This is a genomic window from Cupriavidus sp. 96C5-1 (genome assembly GCF_057798855.1).
Window position 1 is genome coordinate 275,963 of sequence record NZ_JBYOJU010000001.1, and the last position, 17,387, is coordinate 293,349.

At 64.3% G+C, this 17,387-nt stretch carries 15 protein-coding genes; 3 read left to right on the forward strand and 12 right to left on the reverse strand.

From position 1 onward, the window contains the following. Nucleotides 1–305: 305 nt before the first annotated feature. The 12 genes from AC3FOF_RS01295 to AC3FOF_RS01350 form a co-directional block, all read right to left on the reverse strand. Entirely contained in the window at nt 306–1,106 is an 801-nt protein-coding gene (locus tag AC3FOF_RS01295) for a PIG-L deacetylase family protein (RefSeq protein ID WP_488725570.1), read from the reverse strand. Then, nucleotides 1,096–1,950 carry a GNAT family N-acetyltransferase gene (locus tag AC3FOF_RS01300; protein WP_488725571.1) on the reverse strand — a complete coding sequence of 285 codons (855 nt, stop codon included), beginning with the start codon at nt 1,948–1,950 and terminating at the stop codon, nt 1,096–1,098. The genes AC3FOF_RS01295 and AC3FOF_RS01300 overlap by 11 nt, the downstream gene beginning before the upstream one ends. Further along, complete coding sequence (locus tag AC3FOF_RS01305) at nt 1,947–2,309, reverse strand: GtrA family protein (protein WP_276268096.1); 363 nt, start codon at nt 2,307–2,309, stop codon at nt 1,947–1,949. The genes AC3FOF_RS01300 and AC3FOF_RS01305 overlap by 4 nt, the downstream gene beginning before the upstream one ends. Next, a complete protein-coding gene (locus AC3FOF_RS01310) occupies nt 2,306–3,304 on the reverse strand; it encodes a glycosyltransferase family 2 protein (protein WP_276268097.1) in 999 nt (332 codons plus the stop codon). Before AC3FOF_RS01310 ends, AC3FOF_RS01305 begins: the two co-directional genes overlap by 4 nt. 1 nt (nt 3,305) lies before the next feature. After that, nucleotides 3,306–5,723: a hypothetical protein gene (locus AC3FOF_RS01315; RefSeq protein ID WP_488725572.1), complete on the reverse strand. Its 2,418-nt coding sequence runs from the start codon at nt 5,721–5,723 to the stop codon at nt 3,306–3,308. Nucleotides 5,724–5,763: 40 nt separating this feature from the next. Then, the gene (locus tag AC3FOF_RS01320) at nt 5,764–5,928 is read right to left on the reverse strand and encodes a hypothetical protein (protein WP_017230049.1); all 165 of its coding nucleotides are present in this window, start codon (nt 5,926–5,928) and stop codon (nt 5,764–5,766) included. Nucleotides 5,929–6,371: 443 nt separating this feature from the next. Further along, nucleotides 6,372–7,010, reverse strand: coding sequence for an adenylyl-sulfate kinase (cysC, locus tag AC3FOF_RS01325; RefSeq protein WP_488725573.1), 639 nt, complete (start codon nt 7,008–7,010; stop codon nt 6,372–6,374). Between the two features lie 160 nt (nt 7,011–7,170). Next, on the reverse strand, nt 7,171–8,277 hold the full coding sequence (locus tag AC3FOF_RS01330; RefSeq protein WP_488725574.1) for a glycosyltransferase family 4 protein: 1,107 nt from the start codon (nt 8,275–8,277) through the stop codon (nt 7,171–7,173). Further along, nucleotides 8,274–9,533, reverse strand: a complete 1,260-nt coding sequence (locus AC3FOF_RS01335; protein ID WP_017230052.1) for a lipopolysaccharide biosynthesis protein — start codon at nt 9,531–9,533, stop codon at nt 8,274–8,276. Before AC3FOF_RS01335 ends, AC3FOF_RS01330 begins: the two co-directional genes overlap by 4 nt. Then, nucleotides 9,533–10,657, reverse strand: a complete 1,125-nt coding sequence (locus tag AC3FOF_RS01340) for a glycosyltransferase (protein WP_488725682.1) — start codon at nt 10,655–10,657, stop codon at nt 9,533–9,535. Before AC3FOF_RS01340 ends, AC3FOF_RS01335 begins: the two co-directional genes overlap by 1 nt. 35 nt (nt 10,658–10,692) lie before the next feature. Beyond that, entirely contained in the window at nt 10,693–12,009 is a 1,317-nt protein-coding gene (locus tag AC3FOF_RS01345) for a sugar transferase (protein WP_017230054.1), read from the reverse strand. Further along, a complete protein-coding gene (locus AC3FOF_RS01350; protein ID WP_488725575.1) occupies nt 12,006–13,163 on the reverse strand; it encodes a glycosyltransferase family 4 protein in 1,158 nt (385 codons plus the stop codon). The genes AC3FOF_RS01345 and AC3FOF_RS01350 overlap by 4 nt, the downstream gene beginning before the upstream one ends. 445 nt (nt 13,164–13,608) lie before the next feature. Between AC3FOF_RS01350 and AC3FOF_RS01355 the strand changes: the two genes are divergently transcribed. From AC3FOF_RS01355 to waaA, 3 genes are read left to right on the forward strand one after another with little or no spacing between them, the layout of a single operon-like run. Then, on the forward strand, nt 13,609–14,994 hold the full coding sequence (locus tag AC3FOF_RS01355; protein ID WP_276268104.1) for a phosphomannomutase/phosphoglucomutase: 1,386 nt from the start codon (nt 13,609–13,611) through the stop codon (nt 14,992–14,994). Then, a complete protein-coding gene (gene waaC, locus AC3FOF_RS01360; protein ID WP_430869678.1) occupies nt 14,975–16,057 on the forward strand; it encodes a lipopolysaccharide heptosyltransferase I in 1,083 nt (360 codons plus the stop codon). The genes AC3FOF_RS01355 and waaC overlap by 20 nt, the downstream gene beginning before the upstream one ends. After that, the gene (waaA, locus tag AC3FOF_RS01365; protein ID WP_488725576.1) at nt 16,057–17,376 is read left to right on the forward strand and encodes a lipid IV(A) 3-deoxy-D-manno-octulosonic acid transferase; all 1,320 of its coding nucleotides are present in this window, start codon (nt 16,057–16,059) and stop codon (nt 17,374–17,376) included. The genes waaC and waaA overlap by 1 nt, the downstream gene beginning before the upstream one ends. Nucleotides 17,377–17,387: the final 11 nt, after the last annotated feature.

A 17,387-nucleotide genomic window follows, 5' to 3' on the forward strand; every position in this document is an offset into this window, starting at 1 on the left:
ATCGTGCATCGTGCGGATGGAAACTGGCCGCATTCAAGGGCGGAAAAGGTGTGCCATACGCAGTCAGTTTTGTGGCGCCGCGTACGCGCGGGCGTTCGGGGTGTCTGCTGTCTCCGGGCGCGCGGTTTCTGCACAGTCGAGGGCAGACGGCGGAGCGCAGGGTAAGGGATTCCAAATCTGTCGTCGCGCTTCGGGGTGATGCTGATTGCACCTCGTTGCCGGCAGAAAGGACGCGTTTACCCGTACCCTATGAACCGTGGCGAGTGTAGCACGACGGTTGTCGATCTGCCCTTCACCAGCCGCGACTAAGTCCCCGTTTCTGGCGGTCTACTTGCAAGCCAAGCCAGTATCTTCGAGCTGAGAGAAGTCCAGGTTGAAAAACGGCGTTGCTCGTAATACAGCAAACCATCGTGGGGGCGCTCAAGGATACGCTGCCGGCTGATTGCCTGTACGGCTTGCGTTCCGGAGAATATGTAATGCAAGAGGAGAAAGGGAAATAATCCGATCCAGCTGCCTCGCTGGGAGGGATAGCTGAGTGCATATCCCAGGAATCGGATGCGCTGCCGCCAGCGAATCCGTGTAGTGCTGACCGGGCCATTCTCGCTCAATGGATTCAGGATGCGGAAGAGTGGCCGCGGGCAACGCAGCGCATTGTAAAGTGGAAATTGCCTGACGCCGGCGGCCAGTCCCAGTTCCGTGCAAAGCTGAACGGCAAAGGCATGCAGGCCATCATGGTCGGGATGGCCCCCTTCCCAAGCCGGGACGAACACGGCACCAATGGATGAAAACGACGACAGCCACGCTTTGGTCCAGACGAATGCCGGCTGCAGCGAATCGACCAGCTTGCCATCGGCTATATCGAGCTGTGCGCCGGCAAAAACCACGTCCTGCGGTTGTACTCCCAGACGGCTTAGTACGGCCAGCGACTCCTGGTTACGGCGCGCCGGGTCGGCTCCATGCGGTACGCCGCTAGTAAAGTATGCACAGACGATGCGCCGCCCCAACCGTTGTTCCGTGAGAATCTGCTGGTAGACACCGAATTCATCGTCCTGGTGGGCGAACAGGAATACTGAAACCGGCTTCACCTTGTACTTTTCAATAGGCATCAAAGTCTAGAAAGGTAAAATGAATATGATCTCTATCCAGCGTCGTTCCCTGTGTGTCAAGCGGGCGATATATCATGTTGAGGGGCGATGGGCGCAGACGTTGCGGGATATGAGCATACGTCGAGAATCGGTGGGAAGCGCCGGGTACAAGTCCCAAATATAGGCGTAGCGGCGAGCGAGGCCCGCCATGCCCCGCTATGCAAGGATCGGCCGGAAAAGGCAATTCTGTGTAGGCCGACAGCAGTCGGCCGGAAGCCTGGGCGTATAGTCCGAGTCGGTCCGCCAGATCAAAGCCATGGACAGGATTGACAGGATTGGAGCATCGCCATTTGAGGGATTCCGGTGTCCAGATTCGTTCAAATTGAGCGTCACGCGACACTTGGGAAAAATCGATGCCGAGTCGCCCCATCCCGACCATGGCATCCAGCGGTTGCACAAGCTGGAAACCCAGCTTGCGCACGAAGCCAGGCGTGCTATTGGCATTGGCCACCCCGTACACGCAATGAAAACCGAGCTCGGCCCCAGTCCGGTATGTCATTTCCGCGAGCTTGGTGAAAAGGCCCTGTCCTTGATAGTCCGGGTGTGTCGCCGTATTCAACGACAGCAGCGCCCTGACTGGCGCGCCACCTACCCGAACCGTTGCCGGAATGCAGACGTAGTGGGCCGCCAACCGATCTCCATCAAAGGCATCGAACCCGATCACCTTGCCATCGGGATTGTCCTTGTATAACCACCTCAAGAAGGCCGCACCAAATTTCGTCGAGGCAGGAAAACACTTTAGAAAAAGCTCCTGATAGCGCTGCAGCCTATCCTGCTCGACACCGACTGGCGAAAAAGTGATCATCTGAATACCCAGTGCCTGCTTAAAATAAAGCCGTTGGCCGCAACGACAGGTAGCGATGCGATTTTCCCTATCATCACACTGCCGAAAAGATGTTGAGAGATAACGACGAAAGCTAGTGTAATAAAATAGTTAGATAGCACGACAATGCCGAACCTGAAGGCCGTCCTTATCGAACTGCGCGCCCTGAAAGTGATGCGGGCGTGACACGCATAGTTGAACACCAGCCCGATCCCAAAGCCTGCGGAGACAGCGGCTCCATACTGTATCCCCCAATGGATCAGGGTTTGCATTGCGGCGATGTCGATCGCGGCGGAAAGAATACCTACGCCGACGAAGATAATGAACTGGCGGTTGATCATTCTCTTGCCAGCCCCTTCCGGCTGCGGACGGCGCGCTTGTGGATTGCCCGCCGTGGGACGGACGATATGTCATGCGCAATAAAGGCAAGGACGAATTGCAATCCGATCAGGAGGGGGATGGCCGCGAGCATCACGGTGCCCGCAGGTGTAGGCGAGCCCCTCTCGCCGGAAACCATCCAGTGATAACTCCCAAAAATGAAGCCGGACAGCATCATTGCGATCCCGATCGGCAACTCAATGGAAGCGAGTGACATGTCGCGCAGGTAGTAGTTGTAGAAAATGCGCTTCGCAAAATTCCGTGCATGCTTGACGAGGAACTCGCCGATGATATTGCTGATTTTCAGATTGCTGACTTCCTCGCCATAGATCGCATCCATTGGTATATCGACTACCACGGCTCGCAATGTATTGAGGCGAAACAGCATGTCCGTCTCGAAAAAATATCGGCGGCTGATCTTGCCGAAGGGCAGTCTCTGCGCCACTTCGCGATGAATTGCAGTATAACCGTTCGTCGGGTCAAACAAATCCCAGTAGCCAGAGGAAAGCTTGGTCATGAAGGAGAGCGCAGCGTTGCCAAAGAGCCGGGCCTTGGGCATTGCACTAATCTCCTCCAGGTTGAAAAAACGATTTCCTTTAGTGTAGTCGGCTTCGCCGGCCAATATCGGGGCTACGAAATCCGGGATCAGCGAGGGATCCATCTGACCGTCGCCGTCGACCTTTACGATAATATCCATTCCGTCTGCGATTGCCGCTCGGTAGCCAGTCATGACGGCACCCCCGACGCCCAGGTTCACGTCGTTCAGCAGGACCACCACGCGAGGGTCTTGGCAATTGTTCCTGACAAAGTCCCCGCTGCCCTCGGGGCAGCAGTCATCAACGGCATATATCCTGGAACATTCCGGCCCGATTCGCCGGATAAGATCCAGGATATGCTGTTTCACCTTGTAGCAAGGTATGACCACGGCAACAGCCTGCTCCACGTGCGTCAGACTCATTTCAGTTTGTCTCTAGCGTAAAGTTAGTCAGCGAGATTTCAGGTGTGTCTTGTCTTGCAATACGGATTTCCGCGCGAGATGCGCCGCTGGGTACGGGCAACGACTCCGAGAAATCGGAGGGCATCTCGCCGCAAGGAATGAGACGGTAATAGGATGTTCCATTATTCCAGTTTATCTGAGCCACAAAGCGCCCTGCCGGCGACCGGCAAACGAGGCTCGCGTGATACCGGATAATGGTCGCACCGTTGGTAGGGACCGTCGCCAGCGTCCCGGGAGGGTCGTTTCCCACCATCACCGCATTGTCCGAAACCTGCTTCCGGAGGTTGAAAATCTCGCGATAGTCCAGGTCGTGGCCAACGACACGGTACAGAATATAGCCACTCGCCTGCAATTCGGGGTAACCGGCACGGCTAAGATATTCGCGCAGGAACCATTCCGGATTCTCGGGGGTGTACCGGTCCGACGTGCTCCAAACCACAAATCCCACTTGCTCGTCTTTCAGGAAGCTCGCCGCAGCCTCAAGGCTCTTGATTGCGCCAAAGCGGGTCTCGCGTGCAGGGGCGTACCAGTTGACATAAATAGGACTACCCCGCAGGCCAGCACCGAACGGCGCGGACGCGGGAAACAGTACCCTGGCGCCATCGTGTCTTTCATTCAAATATGCGGTGATCAACTTTGTTGGCGAGATCTTGTCAGTAATGGCAAGCCGTCCCTGTTCCGTGTAGGCCTGTTGGGGCGCGCTTTCGAAGACCCACGAAATGCCCGGAAGAAAGAAGAGATTGATGGCTATGCAGATAAGAATCACGCGTTGCGCGATAACCAGATGCAATGCCGGTCCCCTGTTGGCAGGTTCCTGCCACAGGAGTGTTCCGATCAAGACGGTGGCGAGCGGAAGCGCGGGGAAAACATAACGCCAGTATTGGGTCATGGAAAACATCACAGCGCCGAATCCGATGAGCGGTATCAGCACGATCATCATCTTCGCGCGGTGTGTTCTGGCAAGCACGAGCAGCGCGATAAATGGCAGGAACAAATACTGGAATCCGGCAACGAAATCCTTTGATTCGAGGAATCCGGATGTCCTGAAGAACACCTCCCAGTAGGTCTTCAGGCTGAAACCTTTGATCCATCTCGTGTCGGAGAAGTTCTTTGCCTCAAAGTATGGGGATTTGAATATGCCGTTATAAAGCGGGAAAAATGGATTCCCAGTAATCTTCCAGGCGGTAAGGTAAGAATTCAGCGCCACCAGCATCGCGAGGCAGACGAACAGCAATAGGGCGGCTCGGCTCCTGATCCGCTGTCGTGGCTCCCGCGCGTCGCGGGACAGCCAGACCTGAGCGGCGGCAGCCGCCATCAGTAGGACTCCAATCAGCGCGCCAGGCAATTTGGTTGCGGAGCACATCGCGGCAATGGCTATGACAGCAAGAATCCTGCTACTGAGCCAGCCGTCTTTGGCTTCGAGTGCGAACCTGGTGCCGCTTGCCACCATCAGCGCCAGAAACAACTCAGTTTGCAAAGTCCCGATCAGGTTGCCAAGCATCGGCGTGCTTGCAAACAGAAGCAATATAAGCAGCCGGTCGTACTGCCTCAAGGAGAACGCAGCGAGAATCGCCCAGATTTGCGTGAAAAGCAGAAGCAGGAACGCAAGGTTCAGCGCACCGCGCACATCCGCGCCAGCGGTCAGGGAAGCGATGGCGTGCAGAAGTTCAACGGCAAACGGGGCCACCTCCCACACCTGGGTCAGAACATCAAACGAATAAATGTGGCGATACGCAAGCTCGGTCCATAGCCTCAAATGCTGGGTATTTTCGTCATACCCGACAGTGGGAAAGAATGCGTACCGCGCGACCGCTCCCAGAAGGATAACCGCCAGTACGAAATACCGGTACGGGATATTGTCGAGTTCCTTCGTCCGTGTTGCCACTCCCTTGGCAAAACTGCGCCAGTTATCGAGCAGTTTTCCCGAAATAAGCAGGCTCAGGACCGGGGCGGAAAGAATGGCAAGATAGAGCGCTCTGTAGTTGACCGGGAAATGAATGAGTACCCCGAAAACTGCAAGCAATAGGAGCAGACCTGCGAACAGGCACTGAGACCAGCTGGGCACACCGGATTCTTCCCGGAAGACAAGGCGCAGCAACGCACGTCCATAGAGGAAGGCCGAGGCAAAGAGCAAGGCGACAGCAAGACTTGCCGGCAGGCCGACGCCGATGAAAAGATAAATGGATACTGCACAGGCAAAGAGATAGGGCGCTTGCGTTCGCGCATTTTGCCGGAGCAGCCACGCGACACCCGAGGAAGCCACGATCCAGGCTAGAAAATCAAGGAAAACCCTGGTCTTCCAATACGCAGGAAACCCTGACGAGTAGTGGTACAGGCCCGCGAAAATGCACAACACGGAGGCTGCAAGAAGGGGCGGCATCAGCCGATGTCTTATGTCCTGGAGTCGCTGCATTTCTTGATCAAGGTAAATCGAATACCGGCGGGAAGGCCATCATCTTGGGAAGGGGCAACAGGATGCCATGGTCCTTGACGGCGAGGTGGGTCGGCCCCATCACGCCGTACCTGTAGCCGCCGCTGTTATCGATCAGGCGTACCGGCCGCTTGCCGCAGGGTGGCTTTCTCATGGCTCGGTCAACGCCCCGATCGCGCTCTTATCGTGGTCTTCGGTGTAGGGGAGGCAATGCCGCCTGCCTCTGCACGGGCCGGTGAAGCTCACGCCTGGCATATCGGTGAAGACGGATGCGCAAGGATGGCCGGTTTTCAGTTTCTTCGAATGCTTGCGGATCCTGTTCCTGGGAGCAAATCGGGGATATGGCCGGGCCGCGACATCGGCTAGCCCGCAGGATGCCGTCAAAGGGAGGAATTATGTCACACGCCCATGGCCATTCCGCCGATTCCGGAAGCTGCGGTTTTCGGCGTTCCGGTCAATTTGCGGCGAACGAGGCGTTCCGACCTATGCTTCGCGGGCGAACCTCGCGCTGGCGTGCGAAGCGTTGCCCATCTACAGGCATTTGGCGTGCAGGAAGAGCCGCATTGGGCCAATCCGGTGACTATTGGCTACCGCCTTCTAGAGCGCCGGCGTGGCCAGTGGCAGTTGCGTCGCATCGTCTCCCAGGCAGCGCCCGAGGATTAGCCGGGCCAGCGTGTCGATGCAGCTTGCCTCACTGGCCGTGGTGGTATCAATCGTCAGGTCCGGAGCATGCGGTGGCTCATAAGGCGCGCTGATGCCAGTGAACTGGGCAATCTCGCCGCGCTCCACGCGGGCGTAGAGGCCCTTGGGATCGCGTGCACGGCACTGCTCCAGATCGGCTCTCACATAGACCTCGATAAAGCGCCCCGCGCCCACGATCTCCCGGGCGGTCTGCCGGTCGAACCCGCTTGGCGAGATCATCGATACGAGTACAAGTGCCTCCTGGTCGTTGAGAAGCCTGGCCACTTGTGCTGCTCGACGCACATTTTCATGGCGATCCTCGGCCGAGAACCGCAGGTCCTGGCAAAGTCCCGCGCGTAACTGGTCGCCGTCGATACGCAGCGAACGGATGCCCCGCTCGCTTAGGCTTCGCTGCGCTCCATCGGCCAGCGTCGACTTGCCCGCACCGCTCAAGCCCGTCAGCCAGACTGTCAGCGGCCGCTGTTCATCCAGCGCGGGGGCGTGCGGCGGGCTAGCGCTCACATGCGGTGCAAGGATCCGATGTGTCATTGTCATGAGATGGCAGTTGCATGCCTCTGGTGGGCACACTGGCGAACTGCTTGGTATTCGGGGCTTTTTTATACCTTGGCGAGACAGGTGGGGCAAGCCAGGAACAGGGGGGAATGTTTCCTCTTATTTAAGCTTGTCATAAGGGCAACCCAGGTTCCCGGTGTCGTCACCGCTCGCCGCTTGGGTTCTTGCCCCGGGCAATCAGTGTTTCCCACTGCCCGACGATCTGCTCTTGCGCGTATGTCCTGGCTTTTTCCCGTGCCGCCTCGCCCAGTGCGGCAGCCTCCCCGGGGTGCCTGATCAGGCGCCCGAGCGCCTGGGCAAGCGCGGCTGGCTGGTCAACCGGCACCATCAGCGCATCGCGTCCCGGCTCGAGCAGTTCCCGCGGTCCGGTCTCGCAGTCGGTCGACACGATCGGCAGGCCGAACGCCATCGCTTCGAGCAGCACCAGCCCAAAGCCTTCGTAGCGGGAGCTGAGGCAGAAAACAGAGGCCAGCTTGTAAGCTATCGTTACATCTTCATAGATGCCGGGTAGGGCTACGCTATCAGACAGGCCAAGTTCGTCGCGCAATGCCTCCAGCGTGGCGCGCTCTTCGCCCTCGCCTGCAATCGTCAGCCGCCAGCCCGGTGCCTGCGGGACGACCTCGGCCCAGGCGCGCAGCAGGACGTCGAAACCCTTCGCGGCGACAAGCCGTCCGACCGCGAGCACCGTCCTGTCCGTCCTGGGGGCGGCTTGTGCCGGCACCGCGAAGGGCAGGGGATTCGGGATGCAGACCACGGCGCTGCGGGGACGCAGGGCTTCGAGCCACCGGCGGCGGTCCCGCTCGGTCAGCACCACCACGGCCTCGCAAAAGCGTGCGGCCAGCCGGCGGGCAAGCCTGCGAGCCGGCTTGCCGAGGTCTTCGTCGAAGTGGCAATGTTCCCAGGCGAGGTGCCGCACGCCCAGGCCAAGCGCCGCAGGCAGGGCAAAGAACGCGAGCATGGGGTCCACCTGCACCAGCACGTCTGTCTTGTTTGCCCTGAGGTGCCGGCGGATGCCGGCCACGGTGCCGGCATAGGCGCGCTTGAACGATGGGCGGCTCGCGAACAGTGCCTCGTGCCTGACGGCAGGGTGCAGCGGGAAGCAGCTTGCCGCGTCCCACAAACTCAGGATCGTGACGGCATACCCCTGCCCGGCGAGTGCATTGGCCATGGTGGCGGTCATCCGTTCCGCGCCCGCCACCGCATTCAATGTCCCTGTCAGGAAACACAGCCGGGGCCATGCCGCCGTCATGCTCGGGCCTCCTGCGCGGCGGGCTGCGCATTTGCGCTGCGTAGCCAGATGACGATGCCGAACAGTACCGAGAGCAGGTTGGCGACGGCGTAGCCCAGGATGGCGCCGTACACGCCGAAACGCGGAATGGCGACAATGTCGATGAGGACCGTGACAGCGAACACCAGGCCCCATTTGATCGCCACCAGGCGCGGGCGCCGCAGGTAGATCGGCAGCAGGGTCAGTCCCACATCGGCGAAGACCAGCGTCGAGGCCAGCGCGGCGAGCTGCAGCAGACTGGCCGCCGAGGCGAAGGCCGAGCCATAGAGCAGGTGGATGATCCAGGGCGCGCCCAGCGCGATCAGCGCGCCGCCCGCGACGCCCACGGCCATCATGCCGGCGGCAATCTTGAGGATGTTGCGGCGCGCCTGGGCCAGCGTGGGCTGCGCGTAGACATAGATCGGCGCGATGCCGGCCGCGAGGATGGTGGCGACCATGACGTAGTTATCGAGGATCTGCATCGACGCCGCATAGGCGCCCAGCTCGCCAAGGGAAACGAGCGGCTTGAGCAGCAGCTGGTCGATCCGGCGCGAGCCCATCATGAGCATGAAACTGGCCCAGAACAGCATTCCGTTGCTGAATAGTTCCCGGACCAGCGCCGGGTCGTACGAGACGCGGGCGCGTGGTGCGCGCGCCAGATAGAAACCTGTCAGCAGGACGGCCATCACAACCTGCTCCAGCGAGAAGGCTGTCGCATAGGCGGGCACATTGTGGACACCCAGGGCAAACAGCAACGCGACACCGGCTGCCTTCACCGTCAGCGAGGCAAGGTTGAACAGCGTGTTGGGCCGGGTTCGCGTATGGGCCTGCATCCACGCCGTGACGATGCCGAAGGGCTCGCGCAGCACCACGGCCACGCCGATGATCAAGGCCGGCAGCCAGAATTCGACGGTCTGCCCGGTGACCGCCAGGAAGGCGCACATCAGCAGGTAGCCAAGCACGCCCGCCGCCAGCCTGAGCCGGAACGCATGGGCCAGCAGGCGATGCTGCGCGAGCGGATCCTGGTTGGCGACAAGGCGTGGAATGACGACTTCGCCGCCGCAGATCAGCGCGATCGAGGAGGCGATGTAGACCACGGCCTGCGCATACTGGATATGCGCGAAGCCCTCCGGCCCCAGCCCGCGTGCCAGCATGGCCACGATGCCGATGCCGGCGCCGATCTGCAGGCCCCGCTCGACCAGCATCCACACCAGGTTATGCGCGACCCTGCGTTGCATCAGGCAGGCTCCGTACGGGTGGCGGGAGACCTCCGGGCCAGGCTCGCATAGCAATCCAGCCACCGGCCGGCGATCGCTTCGAGACTGAAGCGAGACACGATGCGCTGGCGGCGGGCGGCCTGTTCGGTGGCGCTGCCCTGGCCAGCCGCCAGTGCCTTGCGCATGGCCGCGGCCAGGGCAGGGGCGTTGCCCCTGGGCACGATCTCGCCGCACTCGCCAAGCAACTCCGCCACACCGGCGGCGTCGGTGGAAACCACCGGGCACGCGCAGGCCAGCGCCTCGCCCACGGCCAGCGGCATGCCTTCGATTTCCGAGGAAAGAACGAACAGGTCGGCCGCGTTGAGCAGGGCCGCCACGTCGCGGCGCATGCCTGCGAGCGTGACACTGCCTTCGAGCCGATGCTGGCGAATGCGTTGCTCGAGGGCAGGGCGCTCGGGGCCTTCGCCGACGATCGCCAGGCGGGCAGGCGTCGCCGTATCGGCTTTCAGTCGGGCGAAGGCATCGATCAAGAGGGTTTGTGCCTTTTCCGGCACGAGGCGGCCGATGTTGAGGAGCAGTCGCGTGTCCTCGGCCAGGCCCAGTTCCGTCCGGGCGATCCTGCGCGCGGCAGGATCGGGGCGGAACTGCAAGGTATCGATGCCATTCGGTATGACGGTGATGCGCGCGGCGGGAACGGCACCTGCGTCCACCATGGCCTGCCGCCCTTGGGGGCTGACGTGGGTGGTCAGGCTGGCCCAGCGATCCGTCAGCCGGTACGCCAGCATGCGCAGGCGGCCGCCCTCCCGCGCGCTATGCGCGGTGCAGATGACGGGCGGCGTATCCGCAATCGCGGCAAGCGCGCGGGCAAGCAGGTTGGCGTGGACCATATGGGCGTGAATGATTTCCGGACGCCAATTCCGCACGAATGCGCGCAACTGCCATAGCGCCCTCGCCATCGACATGGGCGTCTTGCGCATATTCAGCTGGAGCAGGGTGGCCGCGTCCGGCAGCGTCACGTCGCGGCCGGGCGTCAGGCTGACGACCGCGACCGCGTGCCCCATGGCGACAAACTGCCGCGCCAGGGCTGCTACCTGCTGCTCGGCTCCGCCGAGCTTGAGGCCCGTGCTCAACAGCAGGATGCGCATCGGCGCGGTGGCGCAGGGCGGGCTGAATGCCGTGGTCACCGCGCTCCGTACCCCGTCAGCAATGTCCTCAATGTCTTCACCGCGATCAGCAGGTCCAGGGCAAACGCGCAGTGTTTGACGTAGTACAGATCGTAGCTGAGCTTTGTCACGGTCTCTTCATGGGTGCCGACGTAGCCTTGCTGCACCTGTGCCCAGCCCGACAGGCCCGGCCGCACCAGGTGGCGGTAGGGATAGTAGGGGATGGTGCGGGCGAATTCCTCGACCATCGGCACCTGTTCGGGCCGCGGCCCGATCAGGCTCATATCGCCCACCAGCACGTTCCACAGCTGCGGGATTTCATCGAGGCGGTATTTGCGGATGACGCGGCCGACGCGGGTGACACGCGGGTCGCGGCGGGCGGCGAACCGGGCCGGCGCGCCGGCGTCGTATCCCATGCTGCGGAACTTGAACATGGTGAAGGGTTTGCCGAACAGGCCCACCCGCACCTGGCGGAACAGGGCCGGACCGGTCGATTCCAGGCGGATGGCCACCGCCACCGCCAGTCCCAGCGGCAGCGCAACGGGCGCCAGGCAGAGTACCGCGGCCAGGTCGATCAGGCGCTTGGCGAAGCTGTAGAAATAGTGCGCGGCGTAGTCGTCGAGAAAATTCTCGTCGATATGGGCCAGGCCGACGCGGCCGGTCAGCATCTCGCCGATCCGCTCCACCGAGTACATGCGCACATGGCTGAGCTTGAACTGGGCCAGCACGCGGGTGCGCTCCGGGTCGGCGGTGGCGTTGCGGTCCAGCATCAGGCCATCGCAATGCACGGCTTCGTCCAGCGAGCTGATGGCCTGGAAGCGGGTCGGGCTGGCCGGCGCCGCGCCCGGCATGGCGAGGACCTTTTCCAGCTGCGCCAGCGTGGCGGCGTCGGTGTAGCCGAACACCGGCACGTAGTTCCGCACGAAGCGCCGGTAGCCAAACCAGATCCATGCCAGCGTGGTGAGGTAGCTCAGCAGCAAGGCCCCGCGCGAGTACTCGAGGTGGAAGGCGGCGAATACGAAGAGCAGCGCGGCGAAGGGCAGCGTGGCGGCCAGCCCGACCAGGCTGTTGCCTTCCATGGCGGGCAGGTGCAGCGAGCGGTGCAGCAGCACGAAGGCAAACAGGTAGGGCAGCACCGACCACAGCAGCGTGCGGGTGAATATATGGGTGACCAGGCCGGCGTTGTGGGCAAGTTCGGCCAGCGCGGTATTGAGGCCGAACAGCAGCAGGCCCAGCAGCGCCCAGCCCAGCATGCGGCTGGCGCGGCGGATGGTTTCCGAACCCTGGGCGCGGATCAGCTGGGCCGGACGGCCGACGCTGTGACTCTTGTTCATTGTCCACCTGCTCCGGTGCTGGCCGCCGACCGGGAGGCGCTGGGCCTGCCCGCCAAGGCTTGCTGGTAGATCGCCCAGGTTGCCTCGGCCATCGGCCCGAGGCCGAACTCGCGCGCCCAGCGTGTCCGGGCTGCTTGCCCCAGGGTCTCGCGCAGCGCGGCGTCGCCCGCCAGCCGCGTCAGCGCGGCCGCCCAGGCGTGCTCGTCGTTGCCGGCCACCAGCAGGCCGCAGGCGCCGTCGTCGAGTTGCTCGCGGATGCCGGGGAGGTCGCTGGCGATCACCGGCAGGCCGGCGCGCATGGCTTCCAGTACCGACAGCGGAAAGCCCTCATGGTCGGATGCCAGCGCGAAGGCCTGGGCCGAGGCCAGCAGGATGGGGACGTCGCCGACCGCACCGGCAAATCGTACCCGGCCCGGGGCCAGGCTGCTGGCCAGCTCCCGCAAGGCAGCCATTTGCGGGCCTTCGCCCGCCAGCAGCAGTTCGCAATCGGGCAGGGCGGCGCGTGCGAAGGCGCGAATCAGCAGGTCGGCGCGCTTCGGCGCGGCCTGGCGCGCCACCATCACGACGCGGCGCAGCGGCGCGCCGGGCGTGGCTCGTGTGTCGCAGTCGGCGATGCCGTTGCGGATCACACTGACACGCTCGGCGGAAATCGGCAGGGTTGCGGCCAGCTCGCGTTCGGCCTGCGCCACGCAGATCAGGCGGGCGGTGAACGGTGCCAGCACCCACTCCGCCACCCGTGAGGCAAGACGCTGGCGTGCCGGGGCGGCCGCCTTGAAGGCGAAGCCATGCACCGTATAGACCACCGGGATGCCAAGCAGCCAGCCTGCCAACCGGCCCAGGGCGCCGGCCTTGGCGCTGTGCGCGTGGATCAGGTCGGGGGCGGCGGCGCGCAGCGCCTGCAGCAGCTGCCTGAGCGCAGCCAGCGCGCGCAGCGGTGACAGGGCGTTGTCGAGCAGCGGCAGGCGCACGGTGGTGGCGCCGGCGGCCTGGGCGGTGGCCAGCAGGGGACCGTCGCCCCCGGCCAGCAGTACCGGCTCGATCCTGTCGCGCAGTGCCTGCAGCAGATCGGCGACATGCGACTGCGCCCCACCGATCTCGGAGTTGGTGATCAGGAAGGCGATGCGTGGGCGGTGGGGGGACTGGGACGAAGGCACTGGGGCAAATCGCTAGGTCGGCTATGGGAGAGGCTGCCGGGACAGGTCAGTTGGGCTGGCGATCCGGCATGCCTGTCAGGCAGGCACCCAGGGGCAGAAAAGGCAAAAAAAAGAAAGAAGCACTGTCAGGCATTATCCTCCGGCGCCGGCCGGCTGAAGCGGTGGCAGGCGGAGAATCAGCCACCCTGGCTTGCCCGCTGGCCCTTCCCGGGCAAGTCGCGGGCAGGTCGCGGGCGCTTCAACCAGTGACGCGCGCGGCGCTTGTGCCGTCTTTCCGGCTGCCTCGCTGCGCCATTTTCGAGCACAGGCAGTCGATTATAACTGGCACGCCACACGCAATCCGGCAAAATACCGTCTTTGTCGCATTTGCCCGTCGCCCCGGCCATGGCCGGAACCGGTGGCCGGCAATGTCGGCCGGTTTAACCGCACACATCCAGGATGACCCATGCAAGCTGATCCTTCCATCTTCAAGGCCTACGATATCCGTGGCATCGTCGACAAGACCCTGACGCGCGACGTGGCGCGCGCGATCGGCCTGTCCTTTGGCTCCGCCGCCGCCGAGCAGGGCGAGCGCGCCGTGGTGGTGGGGCGCGACGGGCGGCTGTCGGGGCCGGACCTGCTGGGCGGCCTGGTGGAAGGCCTGCGCGCCGCCGGCATGGACGTGATCGACCTCGGCATGGTGGCCACGCCGATGGTGTACTTCGGCACCAATGTCGAGCTGGCAGGGCGCCGCGCCACCTCCGGCATCATGGTGACCGGCAGCCACAATCCGCCCGACTACAACGGCTTCAAGATGGTGCTGGCCGGCAAGGCGATCTACGGCGAGCAGATCCAGGCACTGCGCCAGCGCATCGAGGCGGGCAAGTTCGCCAGCGGCGCCGGCGGCTACCAGCAGGTCGATATCCGCCAGCAGTACCTGGAGCGCATTGTCGGCGACGTCAAGCTGGCCCGCCCGATGAAGATCGCGCTGGATGCGGGCAACGGCGTGGCGGGTGCCTTCGTCGGCGAGTTGTTCCGCGGGCTTGGCTGCGAGGTCACGGAACTGTTCTGCGAGGTGGACGGCAACTTCCCCAACCACCATCCCGATCCCGCTCACGTCGAAAACCTGCAGGACCTGATGCAGGCCCTGCGCGACACCGATTGCGAGCTGGGCCTGGCTTTCGACGGCGACGGCGACCGCCTGGGCGTGGTGACCAAGGACGGCCAGGTGATCTTCCCCGACCGCCAGCTGATGCTGTTTGCCGAAGAGATCCTGTCGCGCAACCCGGGCCAGCAGATCATCTACGACGTCAAGTGCACCGGCAAGCTGGCACCCTGGATCCGCGAGCACGGTGGCGAGCCGCTGATGTGGAAGACCGGGCATTCGCTGGTCAAGGCCAAGCTCAAGGAAACCGGCGCGCCCATCGCCGGCGAGATGAGCGGCCACGTGTTCTTCAAGGACCGCTGGTACGGCTTCGACGATGGCCTGTACACCGGCGCGCGCCTGCTGGAGATCCTGTCGCAGCATGCCGACCCGAGCGCCGTGCTCAATGCCCTGCCCAACTCCAACTGCACGCCCGAGTTGCAGCTCAAGTGCGCCGAAGGCGAGGCTTTCACGCTGCTGGACAAGATCCGCGCCAATGCGAAGTTCGATGGCGCGCGCGAGGTGATCACCATCGACGGCGTGCGCGTGGAATACGCGGACGGCTTCGGCCTGGCGCGGCCGTCCAATACCACGCCGGTGGTGGTGATGCGCTTCGAGGCCGACAACGATGCCGCGCTGGCGCGTATCCAGGCGGAATTCAAGCGCGTGATCCTGGCAGAGAAGCCGGATGCGCAACTCCCGTTCTGAGCGGATGCCGTTGACTGCGCCCGCTACGGGCACCTCCGTGGCGCGGCACGCGCTTGCCGCGCGCCCGCGCATCCTGGTGGTCAAGGTGTCGTCGCTCGGCGACGTGGTGCATAACATGCCGCTGGTGCACGACCTGCGCGCGCGCTGGCCGGACTGCGAGATCGACTGGGTGGTCGAAGAGGGCTATGTCGATCTCGTGCGCCTGCTGCCGGAAGTGCGGCGGGTGATCCCGTTCGCCCTGCGCCGCTGGCGCAAGCGTTTCTACCAGGCGGCGACATGGCGGGAGATCGGCGCGTTGAAGCGCGCCTTGCGCGAGGACGACTACGATGCCGTGATCGAAACGCAGGGCTTGCTGAAGACTGCCGTGGTGGCCCGCGTGGCCAGCCGGCGGCCCGGGGCGCCGGTGATCGGGCTGGCCAATGCCACCCAGGGGTCGGGCTACGAGCCGGCCGCGCGGCTCTTCTATAGCGAGCCGGTGACGGTGCCGCGCCAGACGCACTCGGTGCGGCGCTCGCGCCTGCTGGGCGCTGCGCTGACCGGGCTGGCGCCGCCCGAGCCGCCGCGCTTCTTCGGCCCGGGCGCCCGCGAGCTGCATGTCGGCGACCCGCTCTGGGCCGGCCTGCCGGCGCGCTACGCGGTGTGCTTTCATGCCACCGCGGGCGCGAAGAAGAAGTGGCCGCTGGCCAGCTGGCACGACCTCGGCCGCCGGCTGGCGGACGAAGGGCTGGCCATGCTGCTGCCGTGGGGCAACGAGGCGGAGCGGCGCGCGGCCGAGGAAATCGCCGCCGGCGTGCCGGGGGCGCAGGTGCTGCCGCGCTTCAAGGTGATGCAGGGCTTCGGCCTGATCAACCGCGCCGAGGTGGTGATCGGGGTCGATACGGGACTGGTCCATATTGCCGCGGCGCTATGCCGGCCCACCGTGGAAATCTATACCGCCACCTGGCGCTGGAAGACCGAAGGCTACTGGTCGGACCGCATCGCCAACGTGGGTGACGATGGCGTGGTGCCGTCGGTCGACGAAGTCCACGCCGCCGCCCGGCGCGTGCGCGGGCAGGGGACCTGATGCTGCGAGTCCTGTACAGCCTGTTATGGCTGGTGGCGCTGCCCGTGGCGCTGTTGCGCCTGGTGTGGCGGGCGCGCAAGGAGCCCGGCTATGTGCAGCATGTGGGCGAGCGTCTCGGCGCCTACGGGAACCTGCCGGCGGCCGGGCCCTGGTTGTGGGTGCACGCGGTTTCGGTTGGCGAGACGCGTGCCGCCCAGCCGCTGATCGAGGCGCTGCTGGCGGACTATCCGGAACATCGCATCCTGCTCACCCATATGACGCCGACCGGGCGCCAGACCGGCGCCCAGTTGTTCGGCTGGCAGCCGCGCGTGATGCAGTGCTACCTGCCCTATGACCTGCCCTGGCTGGTGCGGCGATTCCTGCATTATTTCCGCCCGGCGGCCGGCATGCTGATGGAAACCGAGGTGTGGCCCAGCCTGGTGCGCGGCGCCCGCGTGGCCGGCGTGCCCTTGCTGCTGGTCAACGCCAGGCTGTCGCCGCGCAGCTTCCGCCGCACCGCGCGTTTTGGCGGGGCGGCCACCGCCATGTACCGCGACTTCACCGGCGTGCTGGCGCAGACCCAGGGCGATGCCGAACGCTTCCGCGCGCTGGGGCTGGCGTCGGTGCAGGTGACCGGCAACCTGAAATTCGACATGCAGCCGTCCGAGGATGGCTTGCGGCGCGGCCGCCTGCTGCGCCAGGGATTCGGCGCTCGCGCCGTGTTCGCCGCCACCAGCACGCGCGAAGGCGAGGAGACCCTGCTGCTGGAGGCATTCTCCCGCTGGCAGGCGCTGGCCGCCGACGCGCCAAACCCGGTGCCGCGGCCGGCCCTGCTGCTGGTGCCGCGTCATCCGCAGCGCTTTGACGAAGTGGCGGCCATGGTGACGCGCGCCGGTTTCTCGCTGCAGCGGCGCAGCGCGCTGGGCGATTCCGCCGCGTGGGAGCAGGCCGGCCTGCCGGAGCCGGTCGCGGCGGATGTGCTGCTGGGGGATTCGATGGGCGAGATGGCCTTGTACTTCGCCGCCTCGGATCTCGCGTTCATCGGCGGCAGCCTGTTGCCGCTGGGCGGCCAGAACCTGATCGAGGCCTGCGCCGCCGGCACGCCCGTGCTGATCGGACCGCATACCTTCAACTTTGCCCAGGCAACCGAAGACGCCATAGCCGCCGGCGCCTGCCAGCGCGTGACGGATGCCGATGCGCTGATGCGTGCGGCCGCGGCGGTACTGGGCGATGCGCCGGGGCTGGCCGCCATGCGCGGCCACGCCCGCGCTTTCGCGGTGCTGCACCGGGGCGCCACGGCGCGTACGATGGCCGCGCTGGCGCGCGTGCTGTCCGCGTGAGTTTCGGCTCC